Raw genomic sequence first — 17,976 nt, 5'->3', positions numbered from 1 at the left:
GGTACTGCTATGCCACCCCCAATCCGCGCAAGTATTCCCAGGGGTAGATCCCCCGTTGGTGCCCATCGCTGAACAGCAGTTGCACGCCGTAACCCTGCGGCTCGATGCGCTCTACTCGCACATCGTCCTGCACCACGCCGATCGCACCGCGCAAACGGGCAGCGCGGCACTGCGAGCACGGGCAGGCACCGCGCAAGCGCGCATGGCTGATGACCTGCTCGGCATCGTGCCATTGCACGGTCAGCTGCCCGGCCTCGCGCTGGTTGCGTATTGCGCTCGGGCTGTCCATCAAGCCGCCCCGCGCAGCTGCGCCAAAGCGATGCGCACGGCCTTGCGCACTTCCGGGTCGTTGTCCGCTTCAGCCACCTGCAACGCCGGCAAGGCGCGGGCCTGGCCCAGTTCGCCGAGCGCCAGCGCCGCTTCCTTGCGCAGGTTGGCGATACCGTGGCCCAGCAAGTCGGCCAAGGCATCCAGCGCCTCGGCATGCCGCAGCCGGCCCAGTGAACGGGCAGCGCGCAAGCGCACTTGCCAGAAGCCATCGCCCAGCGCCGCCACCAGTGCCGGCCCCGCCTGGGCATGGCCAACCTTGCCCAGCGTCGTCGCGGCTTCTTCGCGTACCTGCCAGGCCGGGTCGCGCAACGCGCCAACCAGCGCCGGCAATACGGCGAGGTCGCGCGCAAGGCCCAAGGCGCCAATCGCGGCGCGACGTACCTCGGTGTCGGGCTCGTGTTCGGCCAGTTTTGCCAAGGCAGGCAGCGCAGGCTCGTGCTTGAGCCAACCGAGAATACCCACGGCCTCGCGCCGTACGGCTGCGTCCTGATCCTCCAATGCCCGCAGCGCAGGCTGGGCAGCGTCTTCCAGGCGCAGCTCACGCAAGGCACGCAAGGCACTGGCGCGAACAAAGGCATCGGCATGTACCGTCCACGGCAGAATCAGCTGGCCGGCTTCCGGGCTCTTCAACTCGCTAAGGCTCTGCGCGGCCGCCAGGCGAACCGCTTCGGCGCCATCGGCCAACGCAGCGCACAGTGCCTGTACCACTTCCGGTTCCTCCCAGGCCTCCAGCAGGCGCGCGGCCTCGGCACGCACTTCGTCGGCGCCATCGACCAACAGGGCGTCGGTCAGCCACGGCAAGGCATCGGGGTCTTCCAGGTCGGCCAGTTCGATCAAGGCAATGCGCCGCACGCCCGCGTCATCGGCTTCGAGACGTGGCAGCAATTCGCGAATTTCAGGGTTGTCGGTGCTTCGTACAGTCATAGCGCGATCCTTAGCGACGGATGGTCGGTGGCTGGCAGGCCGAGTGGCGTCAGGCGCGGCAGTTCGCGGCCCTCTTCATGGCGCAGCAAGGCCAGGCAATGGCGTTTGAGGTGGGTGAATTCAGGGCTGGTCAACAGGCTGGCACGGCGCGGGCGCGCAAAGTCCAGGCGCAGGTCCTCGATGAAGCGACCGGGGCGCGGGCTCATCACCAAAATGCGGTCGGCCAGAAACAAGGCTTCGTCGATATCATGGGTGACGAACACCACGGTGGTGCGGATGCGCGCCCAGATGTCCAGCAGCAGCTCCTGCATGCGCGAGCGGGTTTGCGCATCCAGGGCGCCGAACGGCTCGTCCATCAACAGCAGGCGCGGGCGGTTGATCAACACCCGGGCAATCTCGGCACGCTGCTGCATGCCACCGGACAACTGGCTGGGCCAGCGCTCGGCGAAGTCGGCCAGGCCCACCAGCTGCAGCATTTCGCGTGCCTGCTGGCGGCGTTCGGCCTTGCCCAGGCCTTGCATCTTCAAGCCGAAGGCGACGTTGTCGAGCACGCTGCGCCACGGCAGCAAGGTGTGGTGCTGGAACACCATGCCGCGCTGCGGCGACGGCCCGGCAATGGCCTGGCCATCCACGCTCAGCTGGCCGCTGCTGGGCACCAGGTGCCCGGCCAGGGCGCCGAGCAGGGTCGACTTGCCGCAGCCAGACGGCCCGAGGATGCAGACGAACTCCCCAGGCTCCACGGCAAAGTCGAGGCGTTGCACCGCCTCGAAGGCTTCACGGCCTTGCCCCAGCCGAATCGACAGGCCATGCCCGTCGATCCGCCCGGGGGCTGGTTGATAACGGCTCATCAAGCGGCCCTCCGCGTGCGGTACCAGGGCGTGGCCAGTGCACCGAGGCGCTTGACCAGTGCGCTACTGCCCATGCCCAGCACGCCGATCAACAGCATGCCGACGATGATGTCCGGGTAGTTCTGCAAGGTGTACGACTCCCAGGTGTAGTAACCGATACCGAACTGCCCGGCGATCATCTCGGCGGTGACCAGGCAGAACCACGAGGTGCCCATGCCGATGGCCAGGCCCGTGATGATGCTCGGCAGCGCGCCAGGCAGTACCACTTCGCGCAGAATCGCCCAGGGCCCGGCACCAAGGCTGCGCGCCGAGGCCACCAGGCGCGGGTCGACGGCCTCTGCGCCATGCACGGTGTTGAGCAGGATCGGGAACAGCGCGCCAGTGAAGGTGATGAACACCATCGACAGCTCCGACGACGGGAACATCAGGATCGCCAGCGGGATCCACGCCACCGCCGGTATCGGCCGCAGCACTTCGAGTGGTGGCAGCAAGGTGTCCTCGGCCCATTTCGAACGGCCGATCAGCAGCCCCAGGGCCAAGCCCAGCAGCGCCGCAGCGGCATAACCGGCAAACACCCGCGACAGGCTGCTGCCCAGGTGCGCCAACAGGGCGCTGGAAGTCAACAACTGCCAGGCCGCATTCAGCACCGCCTGCGGTGTGGGGACATAGGTGAAGGTCAGCAGGCCAAGGTCCAGCTTGACGCTGGCCGCCACCTGCCAGAACAGCAAGCAGGCCAGCAGCGAAACCAGGCGCACGGGCCAACGCTTGAGGTCGCGGGTCATGTCGGTGCCTCCCGATCAGCGCTGGGCGACCAGCTTCTGGTTGGCACTGACGAAGTCCAGCGCTTCACCGCCGTGGGCCTTGGCGTACTGTTCGGCCTGGTCCTTGAGCAGGAACGCGGCCAGCTCGCCCTTGGTATTGCGCACGAACCAGGCCTGGTTGGCCAGCAGCTTGATGCCGCTGTCGGCAGCCTGGGCGTAGATCGCACGGATGTCCTTGCCCTCCTGCTCGAGCTGACTCAAGGCACCCAGGGCAGCCTCTGGCGAGGCGTAGTGGCGCACCTTGGCTTCACCGCGCACCCATATCTGCGCCAGGCGGCTGAAGTCGGTGATCGGCTTGCCCGTGAGCGCGTCGTTGGCCTTGAGCGGCAACGGGTCGTAGTTCTTCAGCGCCTTGTCGTAGTCCTGGCCGGCCTGCTTGAAGGCCGCACGGATGTACTGGTCGTCGATGAACTGGTCAGTGTCGAGGCCGCGGTCGGTCTTCTTCAGCAGCTTCAGCGTATCAATGGACGTGGCCACCGCCTGGCGGTACTCCGGCTTCCAGGTCAGGTCGCGGGTCTGCAAGCCGAGCGGGCCGTGGAACAGGTAATTGACCTCGGCCTCGATGCCGGTGACCTTCTCGATCAGCTCGCTGTATTTCTCTGGTTCGGCAGCGATCAAGCGGTCGGCTTCAAGGCTGGCACGCAGGTAGGCGGTGACTACTTCCGGGTACTTCTTCGCATAGTCGGCATCCACCAGGGCGCCATGGAACGTCGGTGCATTGGCCTGGGCGCCGTCGTAGATCTTGCGGGCAAAGCCGCGATTGGGGAACAGCTCGGCGAACGGCACAAAGTCGGCGTGGGCTTCGATGCGGTTGCTGCGCAGGGCGGAACCGGCGATCTCAGGCGCCTGGGCAATGATTTGCACGTCCTTCTGCGGGTCCCAGCCCTGGGCCGCGACGGCGCGCAGCAGCATACCGTGGGCGGTGGAGGCGAACGGCACGGAGATGGTCTTGCCCTTGAGCTCAGCCAGCGACTGCACCTTCGATGCTGCCGGTACGACAATGCCATTGCCGCTGCCATGCACACTGCCCGACAGCACGCTGATGAACAGGCTGCGCTTGCCGGCATCCAGGTGCGCGACGCCGTTGAACGAACCGGGGAAATCGGCCATGGCGCCGAAGTCGAGCTTACCGGCGACCATCTCATTGGTCAGCGGCGCGCCGCTGGTGAAGTTCTTCCACTCGACCTGGTACTGCGCATCCTTGTACTTGCCGTCGTGCGGCAGGTATTTGTCGAGTAGGCCCAGCTCGCGGATCAGCAGGCCGCCGGTGGCGCAGTTGATGGTGGTGTCCTGGGTGCCGATGGCGATGCGGATGGTTTCGCCGCTGGCGTTCAGGCCGGTGAGCGCCAGCGCGAGGCCGGCCACGGTTGCTACAAGGCGCATGGGTGTTTCCCCTCGAATCGTTTTGAGTTCTGGAATCGTCTCCGCCGCCCGGCTTGGGGGGTGGGAAACGAGGGGCATTGCAGGAAGGCGCGTCCGGTGGTTTGCCGGATGGCGCGGATGGATCAGCGCAGCAGGTACGGGATGTCGACCTTGACCGCACCGGTGGGGCAGTCTTTCTCGCAGGGCATGCAGTACCAGCACTCGTCAAAGGCCATGTACGCCTTTTGCGTGGCCGGGTTGATCGCCAGCAGGTCCATGGGGCAGGCCTCGACACAGACAGTGCAGCCTTTTTCGGCGATGCACTTGTCTTCGTCGATGGTTACCGGGGCGCTGCTGCGAAAGAAGATTTCCTGGGGCTGGTAGGCCATTTCACGGGGTCCTTGGGGCCTTCGGCCCTCTGTTTTAATCAGGCAGCGTCGGCTTTCACCCGCAGCCGGTCATAGGCGGTCTGTTCTTGGGCATCCAACGCAATCAGGTACGGTTCGATGGCTTTCTTGAAGCTGGTCATTGCACCGTCTTCGCCCTTTTTCAGATGGCAATGGCAGAACCATTCGCCATCGTTGCGCTCGGGGAAGTCCACCCGGTGGTGGTAAAGGCCCCAGCGGCTCTCCTCGCGGAACAACGAGGCCCGTGCTGCCATCTCGGCACAATCGCGGATCACCGCCACTTCCATCGCGCGCATCAGCTCATGCGGGTTGCTGGCCTTCATCTGGTCGAGATCACGTTCAATTTCGGCAAAGCGCGCCAGGCCGATTTCCATCTTCTTGGTCACCTTTGGCGGCTGCAGGTAATCGTTCACCATGCGCCGCAGCTTGTACTCGACCTGCGCCGGCGGCAGGCCATGCTCTCGCTGCAGCGGGGCGAAGACCCGGGCACGTTCGCGCTCGACCTGCCCGGTATCGACCTCGGCCAATTCCCGCCCGGCCACGTACTGCGCGGCATTGACGCCGGCAAACCAGCCGTAGGTGAACGCACCGAGCATGTAGTTGTGTGGCACCGCAGCCATGTCACCCGCGGCATACAGGCCCTTCACGCTAGTCTCGGCCTTCTCGTTGACCCATACCCCGGAAGCCGAATGCCCCGAGCAGAAGCCGATCTCGGAGATGTGCATCTCGACCATGTGCTGGCGGTAGTCGGTGCCACGCCCGGCATGGAACTGGCCACGGCTGGGGCGTTCGTTGCTGTGCAGGATCTCTTCGATGTTCTGGATGGTTTCCTCGGCCAGGTGGTCGAGCTTGAGGAATACCGGGCCGTTGCCGCCTTCAAGCTCCTGGTGGAACTCCCACATCATCTGCCCGCTCCAGTAGTCGCACTCGATGAAGCGCTCGCCCTTGCTATTGGCGGTGTAGCCACCCAGCGGGCCGGTGACGTAGGCGCAGGCCGGGCCGTTGTAGTCCTTGATCAGCGGGTTGATCTGGAAGCACTCGAGGTTGGCCAACTCGGCGCCGGCATGGTAGGCCATGGCATAGCCGTCGCCGGCATTGGTCGGGTTCTCGTAGGTGCCCATCAGGTAACCCGACGACGGCAGGCCCAGGCGCCCGGCGGCGCCGCAGGCGAGGATCACCGCCTTGGCCCGCACGACGCGAAACTCGCCAGTGCGGCAGTCGAAGCCCAGCACACCGGCAGCAGCACCTTCAGCATCGAGCAGCACGCGGGTGCAGACCATGCGGTTGCTGATCTCGACCCGAGCACGCTTGAGCTGGCGATAGAGCACCTTCTTGATGTCGTGGCCTTCGGGCATGGGCAGCACGTAGGCGCCCATGTGGTGGACCTTCTTCACCGCGTAGTCGCCGGTCTCGTCCTTTTCGAACTTCACCCCCCAGCGGTCGAGTTGCTCGATAGTCTCGAAACTGTGGGTGGCATAGGCATGCACGGCGGCCTGGTTGACGATGCCGTCGTTGGCCACGGTGATTTCCTTGGTGTACTGCTCGGGCGTGGCATGGCCGGGGATGATGGCGTTGTTCAGGCCGTCCATGCCCATGCTGATGGCGCCGCTGCGCTTGACGTTGGCCTTGTCCAGCAGCAGCACGCGCAGGCGCTTGTCGTGCTCCTTGGCCTTGATCGCCGCCATCGGCCCGGCGGTGCCGCCGCCGATGACGATGATGTCGTAGTCCTGGGTTTCTATGCTCATGCCTTGCTCCCCTTCTGGCGGTCGATGCGCAGGCGGTACTGGAAGGCATCGCCGCGGTAATAGAGGTGTTCGAAGTCCAGCGGCGTGCCATCGGCGGCGTGGGTCAGGCGTTCGATGCGCATGATCGGCGCGCCCTCTTCCACCTCCAGCGCCTGGGTCAGGTCGCTGTCGGCCAGCACTGCGTCGATGGCCAGGTCGGCGTGACCCAGAGCGATGCCGCAGTCGTTTTCCAGCAGCAGGAAGATGTCGCGGGTAACCAGGTCGGCCTTTTCCAGCTTTTCGCCGACGGCCTTGGGCAGCCAGGTCAGCTCCAGCGACACTGGCTCGCGGTTGATCAGCCGCACCCGGCGGATCTCGGTGACCAGGCTGCCCTCCTCGACCTGCAGCCGCGCCGCCACCAAGGCATTGGCTGGCACATGGCGGAAGCTGCGCAGGCGGTTGATCACCTCGTAGCCCATCTGCGTCATCGACTCGCCCAGGCCCTGCAGGGTGCTGACGTTCTGGAACGCCTTGGGTTTGGCGACGAAGGTGCCTTTGCCGTGGATCTTGAAGATCAGCCCTTCTTTCTGCAGATCACCCAGCGCCTGGCGCACGGTAATACGGCTGACATCGAACGCCTTGCCCAGCTCGCTTTCCGAGGGCATACGGCTGTGCGGTGGATAACTACCGTCGAGGATGCGCTCGCGCAGCAGCTCCTTGAGCTGGGTGTAGAGCGGTACCGGGGACAGGGGGAGCAGTTCGGCCATGGGTCTCTTCGCTAAGTCGGTGACTTGTTATAACAAGTTGTGACCAGATAATAGAGGGCATAAGAACCGTCAAGGAAATACTGATATCGCATATGAATAGATGGATTTTCGCTGGACTGAGCGGGCCACAGTGGAAAAACAGCCATAGATCAAGGCGATGGACGCCGCCGAATCAGATGGGTATCATGCGTGCGCGTTGCACTCGTAGCTCAGCTGGATAGAGTACTGCCCTCCGAAGGCAGGGGTCGTGGGTTCGAATCCCGCCGAGTGCGCCATACCTGAAAGCCCTGGGATCACTCCCGGGGCTTTTTCATTTGTGCGACATGTCGCGTTTCTGGCACTCCCGTGCCATGGGTCATTGGTGTTAGCGTGGGTCCCCTCCCGTCCCGACGGGTATCCCATAACAATGATTCGCGAAGGAATGCGTGCCCATGCACCTGAAAAAACTCACCTCCACCGCCCTGCTGCTGGCCAGCATCGGCCTGTTCACCCAACCGGCCCAGGCCAACCTCTCCCCGCAACAGTCCGCCGCCATCGTCAAGGCTTTCGACGGCAGCAACCCGGCCGACTTCAAGCAGTTCCTCGGCAAACTCAAAGGCAGCGACCTTGCCAAGGCCGACAACCTTGCAGCCACCCTCGACGCCTACCTGGCCGGCAAGCCGCTCGCAGCCGAGCAGCAGAACGAGATCAACCGCCTGCTCGGCCTGTATACCCGCATCAAGTACGCCAAGGCCGCCACGGAAAACCTGCGCGAGCTGGTAGCCATCCCCACCTTCAGCGTCGACGGCGTGCCGCAGCACGAAAACCCCGAGTTCCTGAAGATCGCCGACAAGATCAAAGCCCTGGCCGAGAGCTTCGGCCTGGCTTTCCGCAATGTCGACAACCGCGTCTACGAGATCTCGCTGGGCGAAGGCAAGGAAGTGGTCGGCATCCACGCCCACGCTGACGTGGTGCCGGTCAACCCGGACAACTGGAAACTGGCCGACGGCACCCGCCTCGACCCGTTCAAGGTCACCCTGGTCGGCGACCGCATGTACGGCCGTGGTACTGAAGACGACAAGAACGGCATCATCGTCGCCCTGTATGCACTGAAAGTGGCCAAGGACGAAAACCTGCCACTGGCCCGCCAGTTCAAGCTGCTGATCGACACCACCGAAGAAACCAGCGGCGACGCCATCCCCTACTACTTCGAGCGCAACCCTACTCCCGACTACAACCTGGCGCTCGATGGCGGTTACCCGGTGGTGATTGCCGAAAAAGGCTACGGCACGGTCATGGCCAGCTTCAGCAAACGCCCGGCTACCGGCCAGGGAGCGGAAATCGTCAACCTGACCGGCGGCCTGGCGACCAACCAGATCCCGACGACGTCGGTAGCGACCCTGGTGGCAGACAAACCGGCGGAACTGGCCAAGCGTCTGGAGAAAGCCGGCGCCGACTATGTGAAGCGTCATGGCAATGACTTCAGCATCGACGCCAAGGTCGACGGCAACAACGTGCTGCTCACCGTGACCGGCGTTTCTGCCCACTCCTCGGAGCCAGAGTCCGGCGTCAACCCGGTGGCGCGCATGCTCGACTTCCTCAATGGCCTGGGCAAACAGGTACCACTCAAGCACAACCACTTCACCGATGCCGCCCGCTACGCCGCCGACAACTGGGGCCTGGATTACCTGGGCAAGAAACTCGGCATCGGCTTCGAAGACACGTTCATGGGCCCACTGACCACCTCGCTGACCTTCGTCGGCGTGGATGACAAGGGCCTGAAGCTGGCCGTTAACCTGCGTATTCCCAAAGGCAAGCCACTGGCCACACTCAAGGACCAGCTGGCCGACAAGCTGGGCAAATGGACCCGCCAGAGCCACACCTCGGTGGCCTTCGACTACAGCCTCGACGAGCCGATGTTCCGCAACCCCGAGGGTGAATGGGTCAAGGCGCTGCTCGATGTGGCCAGCGAGAACCTGGGCATGAAACACGCATTCGGCACCTCGGCCGGTGCCACCTCGGTGCATGACCTGCCCAACGGCGTGCAGTTCGGCCTGGCCATGCCAGATGTGAAGTACACCGGGCACAACGACAACGAGTTCAAGACCGTGGAACAGTTCATGCTCGATTTGCAGGTGGTGAGCGAGATGGTGGCGCGCATCGGGCAGATGCCGAAGCTTTGAGCAATGCTTGCAGCGGCGTAGCCATCCAACTACCATTGGCTCTGACTACGACGACAGCAGAAAATTTGTCGGCGGTGCTGCGAAGGCCTCGAAACATTGGGGTCATATGAAGGGAGATTGCAGGCAAAATGAGTCGTTCCACTTGAGTGTGGGAGATTCGCCTACAAAGCCGTCCTTCCGCGTAGTCACCTGATATTCCTGATCTTGGCCTCGGTTGCATGATATGCAGTAACCGGGGCCAAGTACTTTTTAGCTCCCTCAACTCGTATCCTGACCACAGCGACAGCATAAAAGCTGGCCTTGCCAATGCGGACTTTCTGTCGCGTATTGAAGACGATCGCTTGTGCATGCTTCGGCTTGTTCAAGCCAACCTGGCTTTGTGGCGAATAGGCCGCGAACAGAATTTCCACGACCTCCTCAACCGTGCATTGATCCTTGGTCATCCGCGCATCCAAAGGATGAGCGACCGCTTCCAGATCAATGAGTACGCCTCTCTGATTGGGCACATCCCAGCCCTTCTCCTTGCAGATCTTCCTTACACGATCAAACTGCTTAGGCGTGAGCAAGTACGAGAACGCAGGCACACCTTCATCATTTGCCCCGTGGTCAGCGGAGCGACGACGGGCCAGTGCAATTTCAACCAAGGCAATGAAGGCATCTTGCAACGCGCTACGCCTGGGTAATTGTGAGTTCTGCATGACTTCTTGTTTTCCATCGCGAGCATTTTCCACCCCAGAAAGATCAACGCCCGTGTGCGCAGCACTACGGGCGTGAGAGTCTCAGCTAGTTCTAGAAATTAAGCCTTTGATTGCGATGGGTAAATTCGAAGTCCGATGCCGTAGGAGGGCAGTTTTCGTAGGCAAATTCTGAAAAACCTGAAATCCGCCTCTTCACCAACGTGCGTACCTGCTCAATGACGTTTTTCAATCGACTCCATGCCGTTTCCTGCATTGCCGTGCAGGCCGGCGTGCCGGATGCTTTATTTACTCCAGGAGCTCGTCTTTTTCACCCGCAGAGGCCCGTATGAAGACCGTCGAACAAATCCTCAAGACCAAATCCCAGCACCAGACCGTGTACACCATCGGCCCGGATGACTCGGTGCTCGACGCCCTGAAACTGCTGGCGGAGAAAAATGTCGGTGCCTTGCCGGTCGTCGAAAACGACCAGGTGGTGGGCATCGTCAGTGAGCGGGACTATGCCCGCAAGCTGGTGCTCAAGGGCCGCTCCTCGGCCGCCACGCCGGTGCGCGAGATCATGAGTGCGCCAGTGATCACGGTGGAGCCAAAGAAGAACCTGGATTACTGCATGCAACAGATGACCGACCGTCACTTGCGCCACCTGCCAGTGGTCGAAAACGGCAAGCTGCTCGGCCTTTTGTCGATCGGCGACCTGGTCAAGGAAACCATCGCCGAACAGGCCAGCCTGATCAAGCAACTGGAGCAGTACATCCGCGGCGAATAGCCGGGCCTCAGTGGTAGGCGCGCTCCAGTTCGTCCAGCTGATGGTCGAAGCTGCGCAGCCGCGCCGACCAGGTGTACACCAGCACTTCCAGGTCACGATTGAGCACGGCGGTATTACCATGGCCGTTGCTCGACGGCTCGCACAGGTCCAGCTGATAACGCTCGCGGGCCATGGCCGTGGCCACGCTGGACAGGTCGCGGGCATTGGCCAGCCAGTGATGGTGATGGTCGTGGATTTCCCGGTCGAGCGCCCGGCACTGGCGTTTCAACGCATCCAGGCTCTGCTCCAGCGGCGTGCCCTTGAGTTCGCCCATCACCTCCTCGAAGGTGCGCCCGGAATGCCAGTAGCTGCCCCAGAAGTAGCGGTCGAACACCGTTTCGACGCGGCGTAGCGCGACCTTGGTGTTCCAGATGGTCAGCAACGTTCGCCCCTGGATCACTTCGCGCTTGTTCAGGCGTAACTGCTGCCAGGCAATCCAGGTCAGCGCCACCAGCGCGACCGCGCCAGTGACCGCGGCGGCAGCGTAGAGGAACTGTATGGCCTGGTTCATCTGCTGGGTGTGGCGGATGCCGTAGAAGTAACCGGCCGTCAAGGTGCCCAGGATCGTCACGGAGCACCAGAAGCCTGGTGCGTAGGGATCTTTCATCACGCTATCCCCTCTTGTTTTCCCTGAGCATAGCAACGGCCAATCACTCGTCAGGTGCCGCTCGGCACTTTATTTTCGGGGGCGGCGCAGCGCTTCGTTGAGTTGATCGAAAGGCACCGCCCAATCGGCATCTTCAATGATGCTTTCCTTCAGGAAGGTGCGCTGTGAGTCAGTCCAGAACGGTGCATCCACCAGCTTGGTCTCGTTTTTCAACGGCGAATGGCTGGTGATGAACTGGTCGATGCTCTGCGCATCGTCGGGCAGGCCCAATTGCTTGAACAGCTCTGCGAATGGATGGATCGGTGCGTCCATGGTTCCTCCTGTGTGCCGGGCGGGCCGTCCACGACGCCAGCCCGGCATTGGCTTGAGCACATCAGCACAGCTCGCGTACTTCGGCTTGCGGTACCAGTTTCAGGTACTGCTCCATGCTCATGTGGATCAGGTGATCGTGGTCACCCGCCTCCAGGTAGACATCGCCCTGGCGGGTAAGACTCGAATCGAGCAGCATCTTTATCTGATAGGCGTCACCCATTGCCGGGATGGCGCCCCTTTCGCAGTCGCCGAACAGCATCGGCAAGGCGCTTTCGCGGGTCAGTTGCCAGGCGCCGGACATGCGCACCTTGCTCATGTCCATGTGCCGGTTGGCCGGTAGCACGGCCATGATGTAGTTGCCATGACGGTCGTCGAGCATGACCGACTTGGCCACCCGCTCGGCAGGTACGCCAGCCGTGCGCGCCGACTCCAGGCTGGTGGCCGAGTGTGGGTGGGGAATGATGTCGTAATCGCAGTTGGCCTGGTCCAGGCGTTGCTGCAGGGTCTTGGCCATACGCATGATGCACCTCCGGTTTCGCCCCCCAACTTCCAATTTTAGGCCTTGGGCCGGCAGGCATGGCTAAACTTCAAGCAGAGAGGTCAACGAGGTGACGACAGGTGATCACTCGATGTTGCCGCGGCCTGCTGCTGTTGCTGCTGCTTGGCTTTGCCCAGGCGGGCCTGGCAGCGCCCGGCAGCGTCTGGCTGTTGAGCATCGATGACGCCATCGGCCCGGCCAGCGCCGACTACCTGGTGCGCAACCTCGAACAGGCCAAGGCCCAGGGCGCCCAGCTGGTGGTGCTGCGCCTGGACACCCCCGGCGGGCTGGACAGTGCCATGCGCCAGATGATCAAGGCGATTCTCGCAAGCCCGGTACCGGTCGCCAGTTACGTCGCCCCCAGTGGCGCCCGTGCCGCCAGCGCCGGCACCTATATCCTCTATGCCAGCCACGTCGCCGCCATGGCCCCGGGGACCAACCTCGGCGCCGCCACGCCCGTGCAGATCGGCGGCCTGCCTGGCACGGCAAAGGACGACAAGGCCAAGCCGAGCGACGATGAACAGACCCTGGCCCGCAAACAGGTCAATGACGCAGCGGCCTACATCCGAGGCCTGGCGCAACTGCGCGGGCGCAATGCCGACTGGGCAGAGCAGGCCGTGCGCGAGGCGGTCAGCTTGCCTGCCAGTGAAGCGCTGCGCCTGAAAGTGATCGACCAGCTGGCCAACGACCTGCCCGACCTGATGCGCCAGCTTGACGGCAAGACCTTGCTCGCCGCTGGCCAGCCACAGCTGCTGCAAACACGGGATGCGGCCCTGATCGAGCATCTGCCGGACTGGCGCACGCGCCTGCTGGCCGTCATCACCAACCCCAGCGTGGCGCTGATCCTGATCATGATCGGGGTATACGGCCTGCTGTTCGAATTCATGAACCCCGGCTCCGCACTGGGCGGCGTGGTCGGCGGCATCTGCCTGCTACTGGCGCTGTATGCCCTGCAGTTGTTGCCGGTGAGCTTCGCTGGCGTGGCGCTGATCCTGCTCGGCATCGCCTTCATGATCGCCGAGGCATTCCTGCCCAGTTTCGGCGTGGTCGGCTTCGGCGGCATCGTCGCCTTCGTGGTCGGTGCGGTGATCCTGATCGACACCGATGCCCCCGGCTTCGGTATTCCGCTGACACTGATCGGCAGCCTCGCCGTGCTCTCGGCCCTGCTGATCGGCGGTGTGCTGGGCATGGCCATCAAGGCGCGGCGACGGGCGCTGGTCAGCGGTGACGCCGGCCTGGTCGGCAGCCTGGTGACGGTCACCCAAGTGCTGGCGGACAACCCGTTCTGTGGCTCGGTCCAGGCCCAGGGCGAACAATGGCAAGTCCAGTGCGCCACGCCGTTGCAGGCCGGGCAGAACGTCCGGGTCATGGCACGCCATGGCGTGATGCTGGAAGTGAGCGCCGCCGCGCCCGCGGCGCAAGGAGATTGACGATGTTCATGCAAGTGGGTTTCGGCGCTGTGCTGATCGTGCTGGCGATGCTGTTGCTGTCAGCATTCCGCATCCTGCGCGAGTACGAGCGGGGCGTGGTGTTCCAGTTGGGGCGCTTCTGGCAGGTCAAGGGGCCGGGGCTGATCCTGCTGATCCCGGTCATCCAGCAGATGGTCCGGGTCGACCTGCGTACCGTGGTGCTGGATGTGCCGCCACAGGATGTGATCACCCGCGACAACGTGTCGGTAAAGGTCAATGCGGTGTTGTATTTCCGCGTGCTCGACCCGCAGAAGGCGATCATCCAGGTCGAGGACTTCCTCGTCGCCACTAGCCAACTGGCCCAGACTACTTTACGTGCGGTACTGGGCAAGCACGAGCTGGACGAATTGCTGGCCGAGCGCGAGCAGCTGAACCTGGACATCCGCCAGGTACTGGACGCACAAACCGACGCCTGGGGCATCAAGGTGGCCAACGTCGAGATCAAGCACGTCGACCTCAACGAGTCGATGGTCCGCGCCATCGCCCGTCAGGCGGAGGCCGAACGGGAACGGCGGGCCAAGGTGATCCATGCCGAGGGCGAGTTGCAGGCGTCGGAGAAGTTGATGCAAGCCGCGCAGATGCTCAGCAAGGAGCCTGGGGCCATGCAGTTGCGTTACATGCAGACGCTGGGGACGATTGCCGGGGACAAGAGCTCGACCATTGTCTTTCCGTTGCCGGTCGACTTGCTCAAGGGGTTGGTGGACAAGCAGAAATGACCGGGGCTGCAGGGCAGCCCCGGTATTCGATCAGAGTGGCGCCCGGCGCAGGGTGGCCAGGAACGTGGCGGCACCGATGAACAGGCCGGCAAAGGTACGGTTCAGGCGCTTTTGCTGCTTGGGCGTTCGCAGCAGGCGCAACACCCGCGAAGCCAGCCCGGTGTAACCCGCCATCACCAGCATGTCGACGCTGACCATGGTCACGGTGATCGCGATGTACTGTGGCAGCAGTGGCGCGTGCGGGTTGATGAACTGCGGCAGCACCGCCAGCATGAACACCAGCGCCTTGGGGTTGCTGACGTTGACCAGGAAGCCGCGGAACACCAGGCTCAACGGCTTGCCGATCGGGCGCACGCCGGATTCGTCGGTCATGTCCATGGGCAGGGCACGCCATTGCTTGTAGGCCAGGTAGACCAGGTAGCCCACGCCGAACCATTTGATGACCTGGAAGGCGGTGGCGGAAGCGGCGAGGATGGCGCCGACGCCGGCAGCAATGATGGCGATCTGCACGATCAGGCCCAGTTGCAGGCCCAGGGCATTCCAGTAGCCACGCCAGAAGCCGTACTGTAGCCCGCTGGACATCGAGGCAATGGCCCCGGCACCTGGCGACAGGCTGATCACCCAGCACGCAGCAAAGAAGCCCAACCACACTTCCATCGACATCACACACCTCGCTCAACAGTTGTTGCAAAACGTTAAGCTAAGGTCTTGGCGAAAAAATAACCAGCAAATTCTGCGGGATTTCCATCGCCTGCACTGGCCCCTGTAGGAGCGGATTTATCCGCGAAGAGGCCAGCCCAGGCGATAGAGACCTTTCAGGAAAGCGCTTCCAACTCAGCCTGCATGCTCTCCAGCGCTTCCAGAGCCTCCATCCAGGCCTCTTCCAACTCACCCTCACGCTGCTTCAACTTGGTCTGCCGAGCCAGCAAATCACGCAATTCATCCTTGCGCGCCGCCTCGTACACACCGCCGTCACCCAGCGCGGTCTCGATCTCGGCCAGTTGCGCATGCACCTGGTTAAGCTCGGTCTCCAGCTTGTCGGCCACCTTCTTGTGCGGTGCCAACTGCTGACGCAAGGCCGCCGCAGCCTGGCGCTGGGCCTTCTTGTCGGTCTTGTCCGGGTTGACCGGGGCGTTGCTGGCCGGCGCACTGCGCTGGCGGTACTCGACCAGCCAGCGGCTGTAGTCGTCGAGGTCGCCATCGAAGGTCTCGACCTTGCCATCGGCCACCAGCAGGAAATCGTCGGTGGTGCTCTTGAGCAGGTGACGGTCGTGGGAAACCACCACCACGGCACCGGCAAACTCCTGCAAGGCCATGGTCAGCGCCAGGCGCATCTCCAGGTCGAGGTGGTTGGTCGGTTCGTCGAGCAGCAGCAGGTTCGGCCGCTCCCAGGCAATCAGCGCCAGGGCCAGACGGGCCTTCTCGCCACCGGAGAAGTTCACCACTGGCTCGTCGACGCGGTCGCCATGGAAATCAAAGCCGCCAAGGAAGTCACGCAGGGTCTGCTCGCGCTCGGTCGGCGCGATGCGCTGCAGGTGCAGGAGCGGGCTGGCCTTGTCGTCCAGCGAGTCGAGCTGGTGCTGGGCGAAGTAGCCGACAGCGAGGTTCTCGCCACGCACCAGGCGGCCCGACAACGGTTCCAGCTCACCGGCGAGGTTCTTGATCAGGGTCGACTTGCCGGCGCCGTTGGGGCCGAGCAGGCCGATGCGTGCACCCGGAACCAGCTGCAGCTTGACCTTGTCGAGGATCGCCTTGTCGCCATAACCCAAACGGCCTTCGGACAGGCTCAGCAGCGGGCTGGAGATTTTCTGCGATTCGCGGAAGACGAAGTCGAACGGCGAATCGACATGTGCCGCCGACAGCTCTTCCATGCGCTCCAGGGCCTTGATCCGGCTCTGCGCCTGACGAGCCTTGGTGGCCTGGGCCTTGAAGCGGGCGATGTACTTTTCCATGTGCGCGCGCTGCGCCTGCTGCTTCTCGTAGGCCTGCTGCTGCTGCGCCAGGCGCTCGGCACGGGTGCGCTCGAAGGCGGTGTAACCACCCTTGTACAGGTTGAGCTTGCGCTGCTCGACATGCAGCACATGGTCGACCACTGCATCGAGGAAATCGCGGTCGTGGGAGATCAGCAACAGCGTGCCCGGGTAACCCTTGAGCCAGTCTTCCAGCCACAGGATCGCATCGAGATCGAGGTGGTTGGTCGGCTCGTCGAGCAGCAGCAGGTCGGACGGGCACATCAGCGCCTGGGCCAGGTTCAGGCGCATCCGCCAGCCACCGGAGAAGTCACCGACGCGGCGGTCCATCTGCTCGTTGGTGAAGCCAAGGCCAGCCAGCAATTTACGGGCGCGGGCATCGGCGGTGTAACCGTCGGCAACTTCCAGCTCACTGTGCAGGCGCGCCAGGGCGGTGCCGTCGTGGGCCTGTTCGGCCACGGCCAGTTCAGCCTGGACCTTGCGCAGGCGGGCGTCACCGTCGAGCACATAGTCCACGGCCAGGCGGTCGAGGGTATCGACCTCCTGACGCATGTGGGCAATGCGCCAGTCGCCGGGCAGCTGGCAATCGCCGGCATCGGGCGACAGTTCGCCGCGCAGCATGGCGAACAGGCTGGATTTTCCGGCGCCATTGGCGCCGATCAGGCCGGCCTTGTGACCGGCGTGCAGGGTCATCTCGGCGCCTTCTAGCAAGCGCTGCGGACCACGCTGTAAAGTGAGGTTGGATAGTCTGATCATAGTGGTCGCGGAGTCTACCAGCTTCCTCGGCCCGCAGCGTGAGTGGAATCATGTACACCGACCTGTGGAATCACGCCCTGGCGCTGTATGCCCGCCCGGGAGTCGAAACGGCTTGCCTGGAGATCCAGGCGATGGGGGGCGACGTCTGCCTGCTGCTGTGCGCGACCTGGCTGCAGGCGCATGCAGTGCCCTTCAGTGAAGAGCGCGCCCAGGCACTGCGTGCGATTGCCGGGCCTTGGCAACACGACGTGGTTGCACCGTTACGCAACCTGCGCCAGCAATGGCGTACACCCGCGCAACACGATCCGCACCTCGCGGCGTTGCGTGAGCAGGTGAAGGGGCTGGAGTTACAAGCGGAGAAGCAGTTGCTGCAACGGCTGCAATCCTGTGCGCAACAATGGCCCACAGGCTCGCTCGAGAGCACGGACGATTGGCTGGACCGGCTGGCACCGGACCAGGCCCGCGGCCACGACGCGCTGGCTAGCTTGCGCGTCGCGGCCGCAGAGCTTCAGGAGGCCGAAGACGGCGTCTGAGCGGGGCTGCTGGCGGGTGCCGAGGAGGTAGCGGGAGCGGCCGAGTTGGTCGCTGGCGCACTGGCGGCAGGTGCAGCCGGTTTGGTTTCGGCAGGCTTGGCTGCCGCGGGTTTTGCTGGAGCCTTCGCCGCAGGCCTTGCTGCTGGCTTGGCTGCAGCAGGTTTGGCCGGTGCTTTGGCAGCAGCCGTTTTGGCCGCCGATTTGGCTGGGGCCTTGGCTGCAGCAGGTTT

General features: G+C 63.6%; 19 protein-coding genes and 1 tRNA gene. 6 read left to right on the top strand and 14 right to left on the bottom strand.

The features are described 5' to 3' along the window. Window positions 1–7 precede the first annotated feature (7 nt). The 8 genes from F6X59_RS14505 to F6X59_RS14470 form a co-directional block, all read right to left on the bottom strand. Window positions 8–289 carry a gamma-butyrobetaine hydroxylase-like domain-containing protein gene (locus F6X59_RS14505; RefSeq protein ID WP_152956798.1) on the bottom strand — a complete coding sequence of 94 codons (282 nt, stop codon included), beginning with the start codon at window positions 287–289 and terminating at the stop codon, window positions 8–10. Then, window positions 289–1,254 (bottom strand): HEAT repeat domain-containing protein, encoded by a 966-nt coding sequence (locus F6X59_RS14500; RefSeq protein ID WP_152956797.1) that lies wholly within the window; start codon window positions 1,252–1,254, stop codon window positions 289–291. The genes F6X59_RS14505 and F6X59_RS14500 overlap by 1 nt, the downstream gene beginning before the upstream one ends. Further along, window positions 1,251–2,102, bottom strand: coding sequence for an ABC transporter ATP-binding protein (locus tag F6X59_RS14495; protein WP_152956796.1), 852 nt, complete (start codon window positions 2,100–2,102; stop codon window positions 1,251–1,253). The genes F6X59_RS14500 and F6X59_RS14495 overlap by 4 nt, the downstream gene beginning before the upstream one ends. Then, window positions 2,102–2,884, bottom strand: coding sequence for an ABC transporter permease (locus F6X59_RS14490; protein ID WP_152956795.1), 783 nt, complete (start codon window positions 2,882–2,884; stop codon window positions 2,102–2,104). The genes F6X59_RS14495 and F6X59_RS14490 overlap by 1 nt, the downstream gene beginning before the upstream one ends. A 15-nt stretch (window positions 2,885–2,899) precedes the next feature. Continuing rightward, the gene (locus F6X59_RS14485; protein WP_152956794.1) at window positions 2,900–4,306 is read right to left on the bottom strand and encodes an ABC transporter substrate-binding protein; all 1,407 of its coding nucleotides are present in this window, start codon (window positions 4,304–4,306) and stop codon (window positions 2,900–2,902) included. Window positions 4,307–4,428: 122 nt separating this feature from the next. After that, window positions 4,429–4,674, bottom strand: coding sequence for a ferredoxin family protein (locus F6X59_RS14480; RefSeq protein WP_152956793.1), 246 nt, complete (start codon window positions 4,672–4,674; stop codon window positions 4,429–4,431). Window positions 4,675–4,712: 38 nt separating this feature from the next. After that, window positions 4,713–6,437, bottom strand: a complete 1,725-nt coding sequence (locus tag F6X59_RS14475; RefSeq protein WP_152956792.1) for a fumarate reductase/succinate dehydrogenase flavoprotein subunit — start codon at window positions 6,435–6,437, stop codon at window positions 4,713–4,715. Then, window positions 6,434–7,183 (bottom strand): GntR family transcriptional regulator, encoded by a 750-nt coding sequence (locus F6X59_RS14470; protein ID WP_152956791.1) that lies wholly within the window; start codon window positions 7,181–7,183, stop codon window positions 6,434–6,436. The genes F6X59_RS14475 and F6X59_RS14470 overlap by 4 nt, the downstream gene beginning before the upstream one ends. Window positions 7,184–7,381: 198 nt before the next feature. On the opposite strand from F6X59_RS14470, the gene F6X59_RS14465 reads away from it, so the two are divergent. Beyond that, window positions 7,382–7,458 (top strand) — tRNA-Arg (locus F6X59_RS14465). Window positions 7,459–7,614: 156 nt separating this feature from the next. Further along, window positions 7,615–9,345 (top strand): dipeptidase, encoded by a 1,731-nt coding sequence (locus tag F6X59_RS14460; protein ID WP_152956790.1) that lies wholly within the window; start codon window positions 7,615–7,617, stop codon window positions 9,343–9,345. A gap of 185 nt (window positions 9,346–9,530) precedes the next feature. On the opposite strand, the gene F6X59_RS14455 is transcribed toward F6X59_RS14460, so the two are convergent. Further along, window positions 9,531–10,043, bottom strand: coding sequence for a hypothetical protein (locus tag F6X59_RS14455; RefSeq protein WP_152956789.1), 513 nt, complete (start codon window positions 10,041–10,043; stop codon window positions 9,531–9,533). A gap of 325 nt (window positions 10,044–10,368) precedes the next feature. Here F6X59_RS14455 and F6X59_RS14450 point away from each other — a divergent pair, with 325 nt between their 5' ends. Next, window positions 10,369–10,806: a CBS domain-containing protein gene (locus tag F6X59_RS14450; protein ID WP_110637902.1), complete on the top strand. Its 438-nt coding sequence runs from the start codon at window positions 10,369–10,371 to the stop codon at window positions 10,804–10,806. 7 nt (window positions 10,807–10,813) lie between these two features. On the opposite strand, the gene F6X59_RS14445 is transcribed toward F6X59_RS14450, so the two are convergent. From F6X59_RS14445 to F6X59_RS14435, 3 genes are all read right to left on the bottom strand, one after another. After that, window positions 10,814–11,452: an NADH:ubiquinone oxidoreductase subunit N gene (locus tag F6X59_RS14445; protein WP_085678504.1), complete on the bottom strand. Its 639-nt coding sequence runs from the start codon at window positions 11,450–11,452 to the stop codon at window positions 10,814–10,816. A gap of 69 nt (window positions 11,453–11,521) precedes the next feature. After that, a complete protein-coding gene (locus F6X59_RS14440) occupies window positions 11,522–11,764 on the bottom strand; it encodes a DUF2789 domain-containing protein (protein ID WP_152956788.1) in 243 nt (80 codons plus the stop codon). Window positions 11,765–11,825: 61 nt separating this feature from the next. Then, a complete protein-coding gene (locus F6X59_RS14435) occupies window positions 11,826–12,284 on the bottom strand; it encodes an aminoacyl-tRNA deacylase (protein WP_027916942.1) in 459 nt (152 codons plus the stop codon). Between the two features lie 98 nt (window positions 12,285–12,382). On the opposite strand from F6X59_RS14435, the gene F6X59_RS14430 reads away from it, so the two are divergent. Both F6X59_RS14430 and F6X59_RS14425 read left to right on the top strand, forming a co-directional pair. Next, on the top strand, window positions 12,383–13,732 hold the full coding sequence (locus tag F6X59_RS14430) for a nodulation protein NfeD (RefSeq protein ID WP_372240391.1): 1,350 nt from the start codon (window positions 12,383–12,385) through the stop codon (window positions 13,730–13,732). 2 nt (window positions 13,733–13,734) lie between these two features. Beyond that, the gene (locus F6X59_RS14425; protein ID WP_060507606.1) at window positions 13,735–14,487 is read left to right on the top strand and encodes a slipin family protein; all 753 of its coding nucleotides are present in this window, start codon (window positions 13,735–13,737) and stop codon (window positions 14,485–14,487) included. A gap of 30 nt (window positions 14,488–14,517) precedes the next feature. Here the strand turns inward: F6X59_RS14425 and F6X59_RS14420 are convergent, their stop codons facing one another. After that, window positions 14,518–15,150: a LysE family transporter gene (locus F6X59_RS14420; RefSeq protein WP_152956787.1), complete on the bottom strand. Its 633-nt coding sequence runs from the start codon at window positions 15,148–15,150 to the stop codon at window positions 14,518–14,520. A 152-nt stretch (window positions 15,151–15,302) separates the two neighbouring features. Beyond that, window positions 15,303–17,213, bottom strand: a complete 1,911-nt coding sequence (locus F6X59_RS14415; RefSeq protein ID WP_152956786.1) for an ATP-binding cassette domain-containing protein — start codon at window positions 17,211–17,213, stop codon at window positions 15,303–15,305. Between the two features lie 50 nt (window positions 17,214–17,263). Here F6X59_RS14415 and F6X59_RS14410 point away from each other — a divergent pair, with 50 nt between their 5' ends. Beyond that, a complete protein-coding gene (locus tag F6X59_RS14410) occupies window positions 17,264–17,746 on the top strand; it encodes a TIGR02444 family protein (RefSeq protein WP_152956785.1) in 483 nt (160 codons plus the stop codon). Window positions 17,747–17,976: the final 230 nt, after the last annotated feature.

Origin of the sequence: Pseudomonas sp. MN1F, assembly GCF_009391885.1 — a bacterium.
GTDB lineage: Bacteria > Pseudomonadota > Gammaproteobacteria > Pseudomonadales > Pseudomonadaceae > Aquipseudomonas.
Note: the sequence above shows the minus strand (reverse complement) of the source record. Positions and strands in the feature narration are given on the sequence as shown.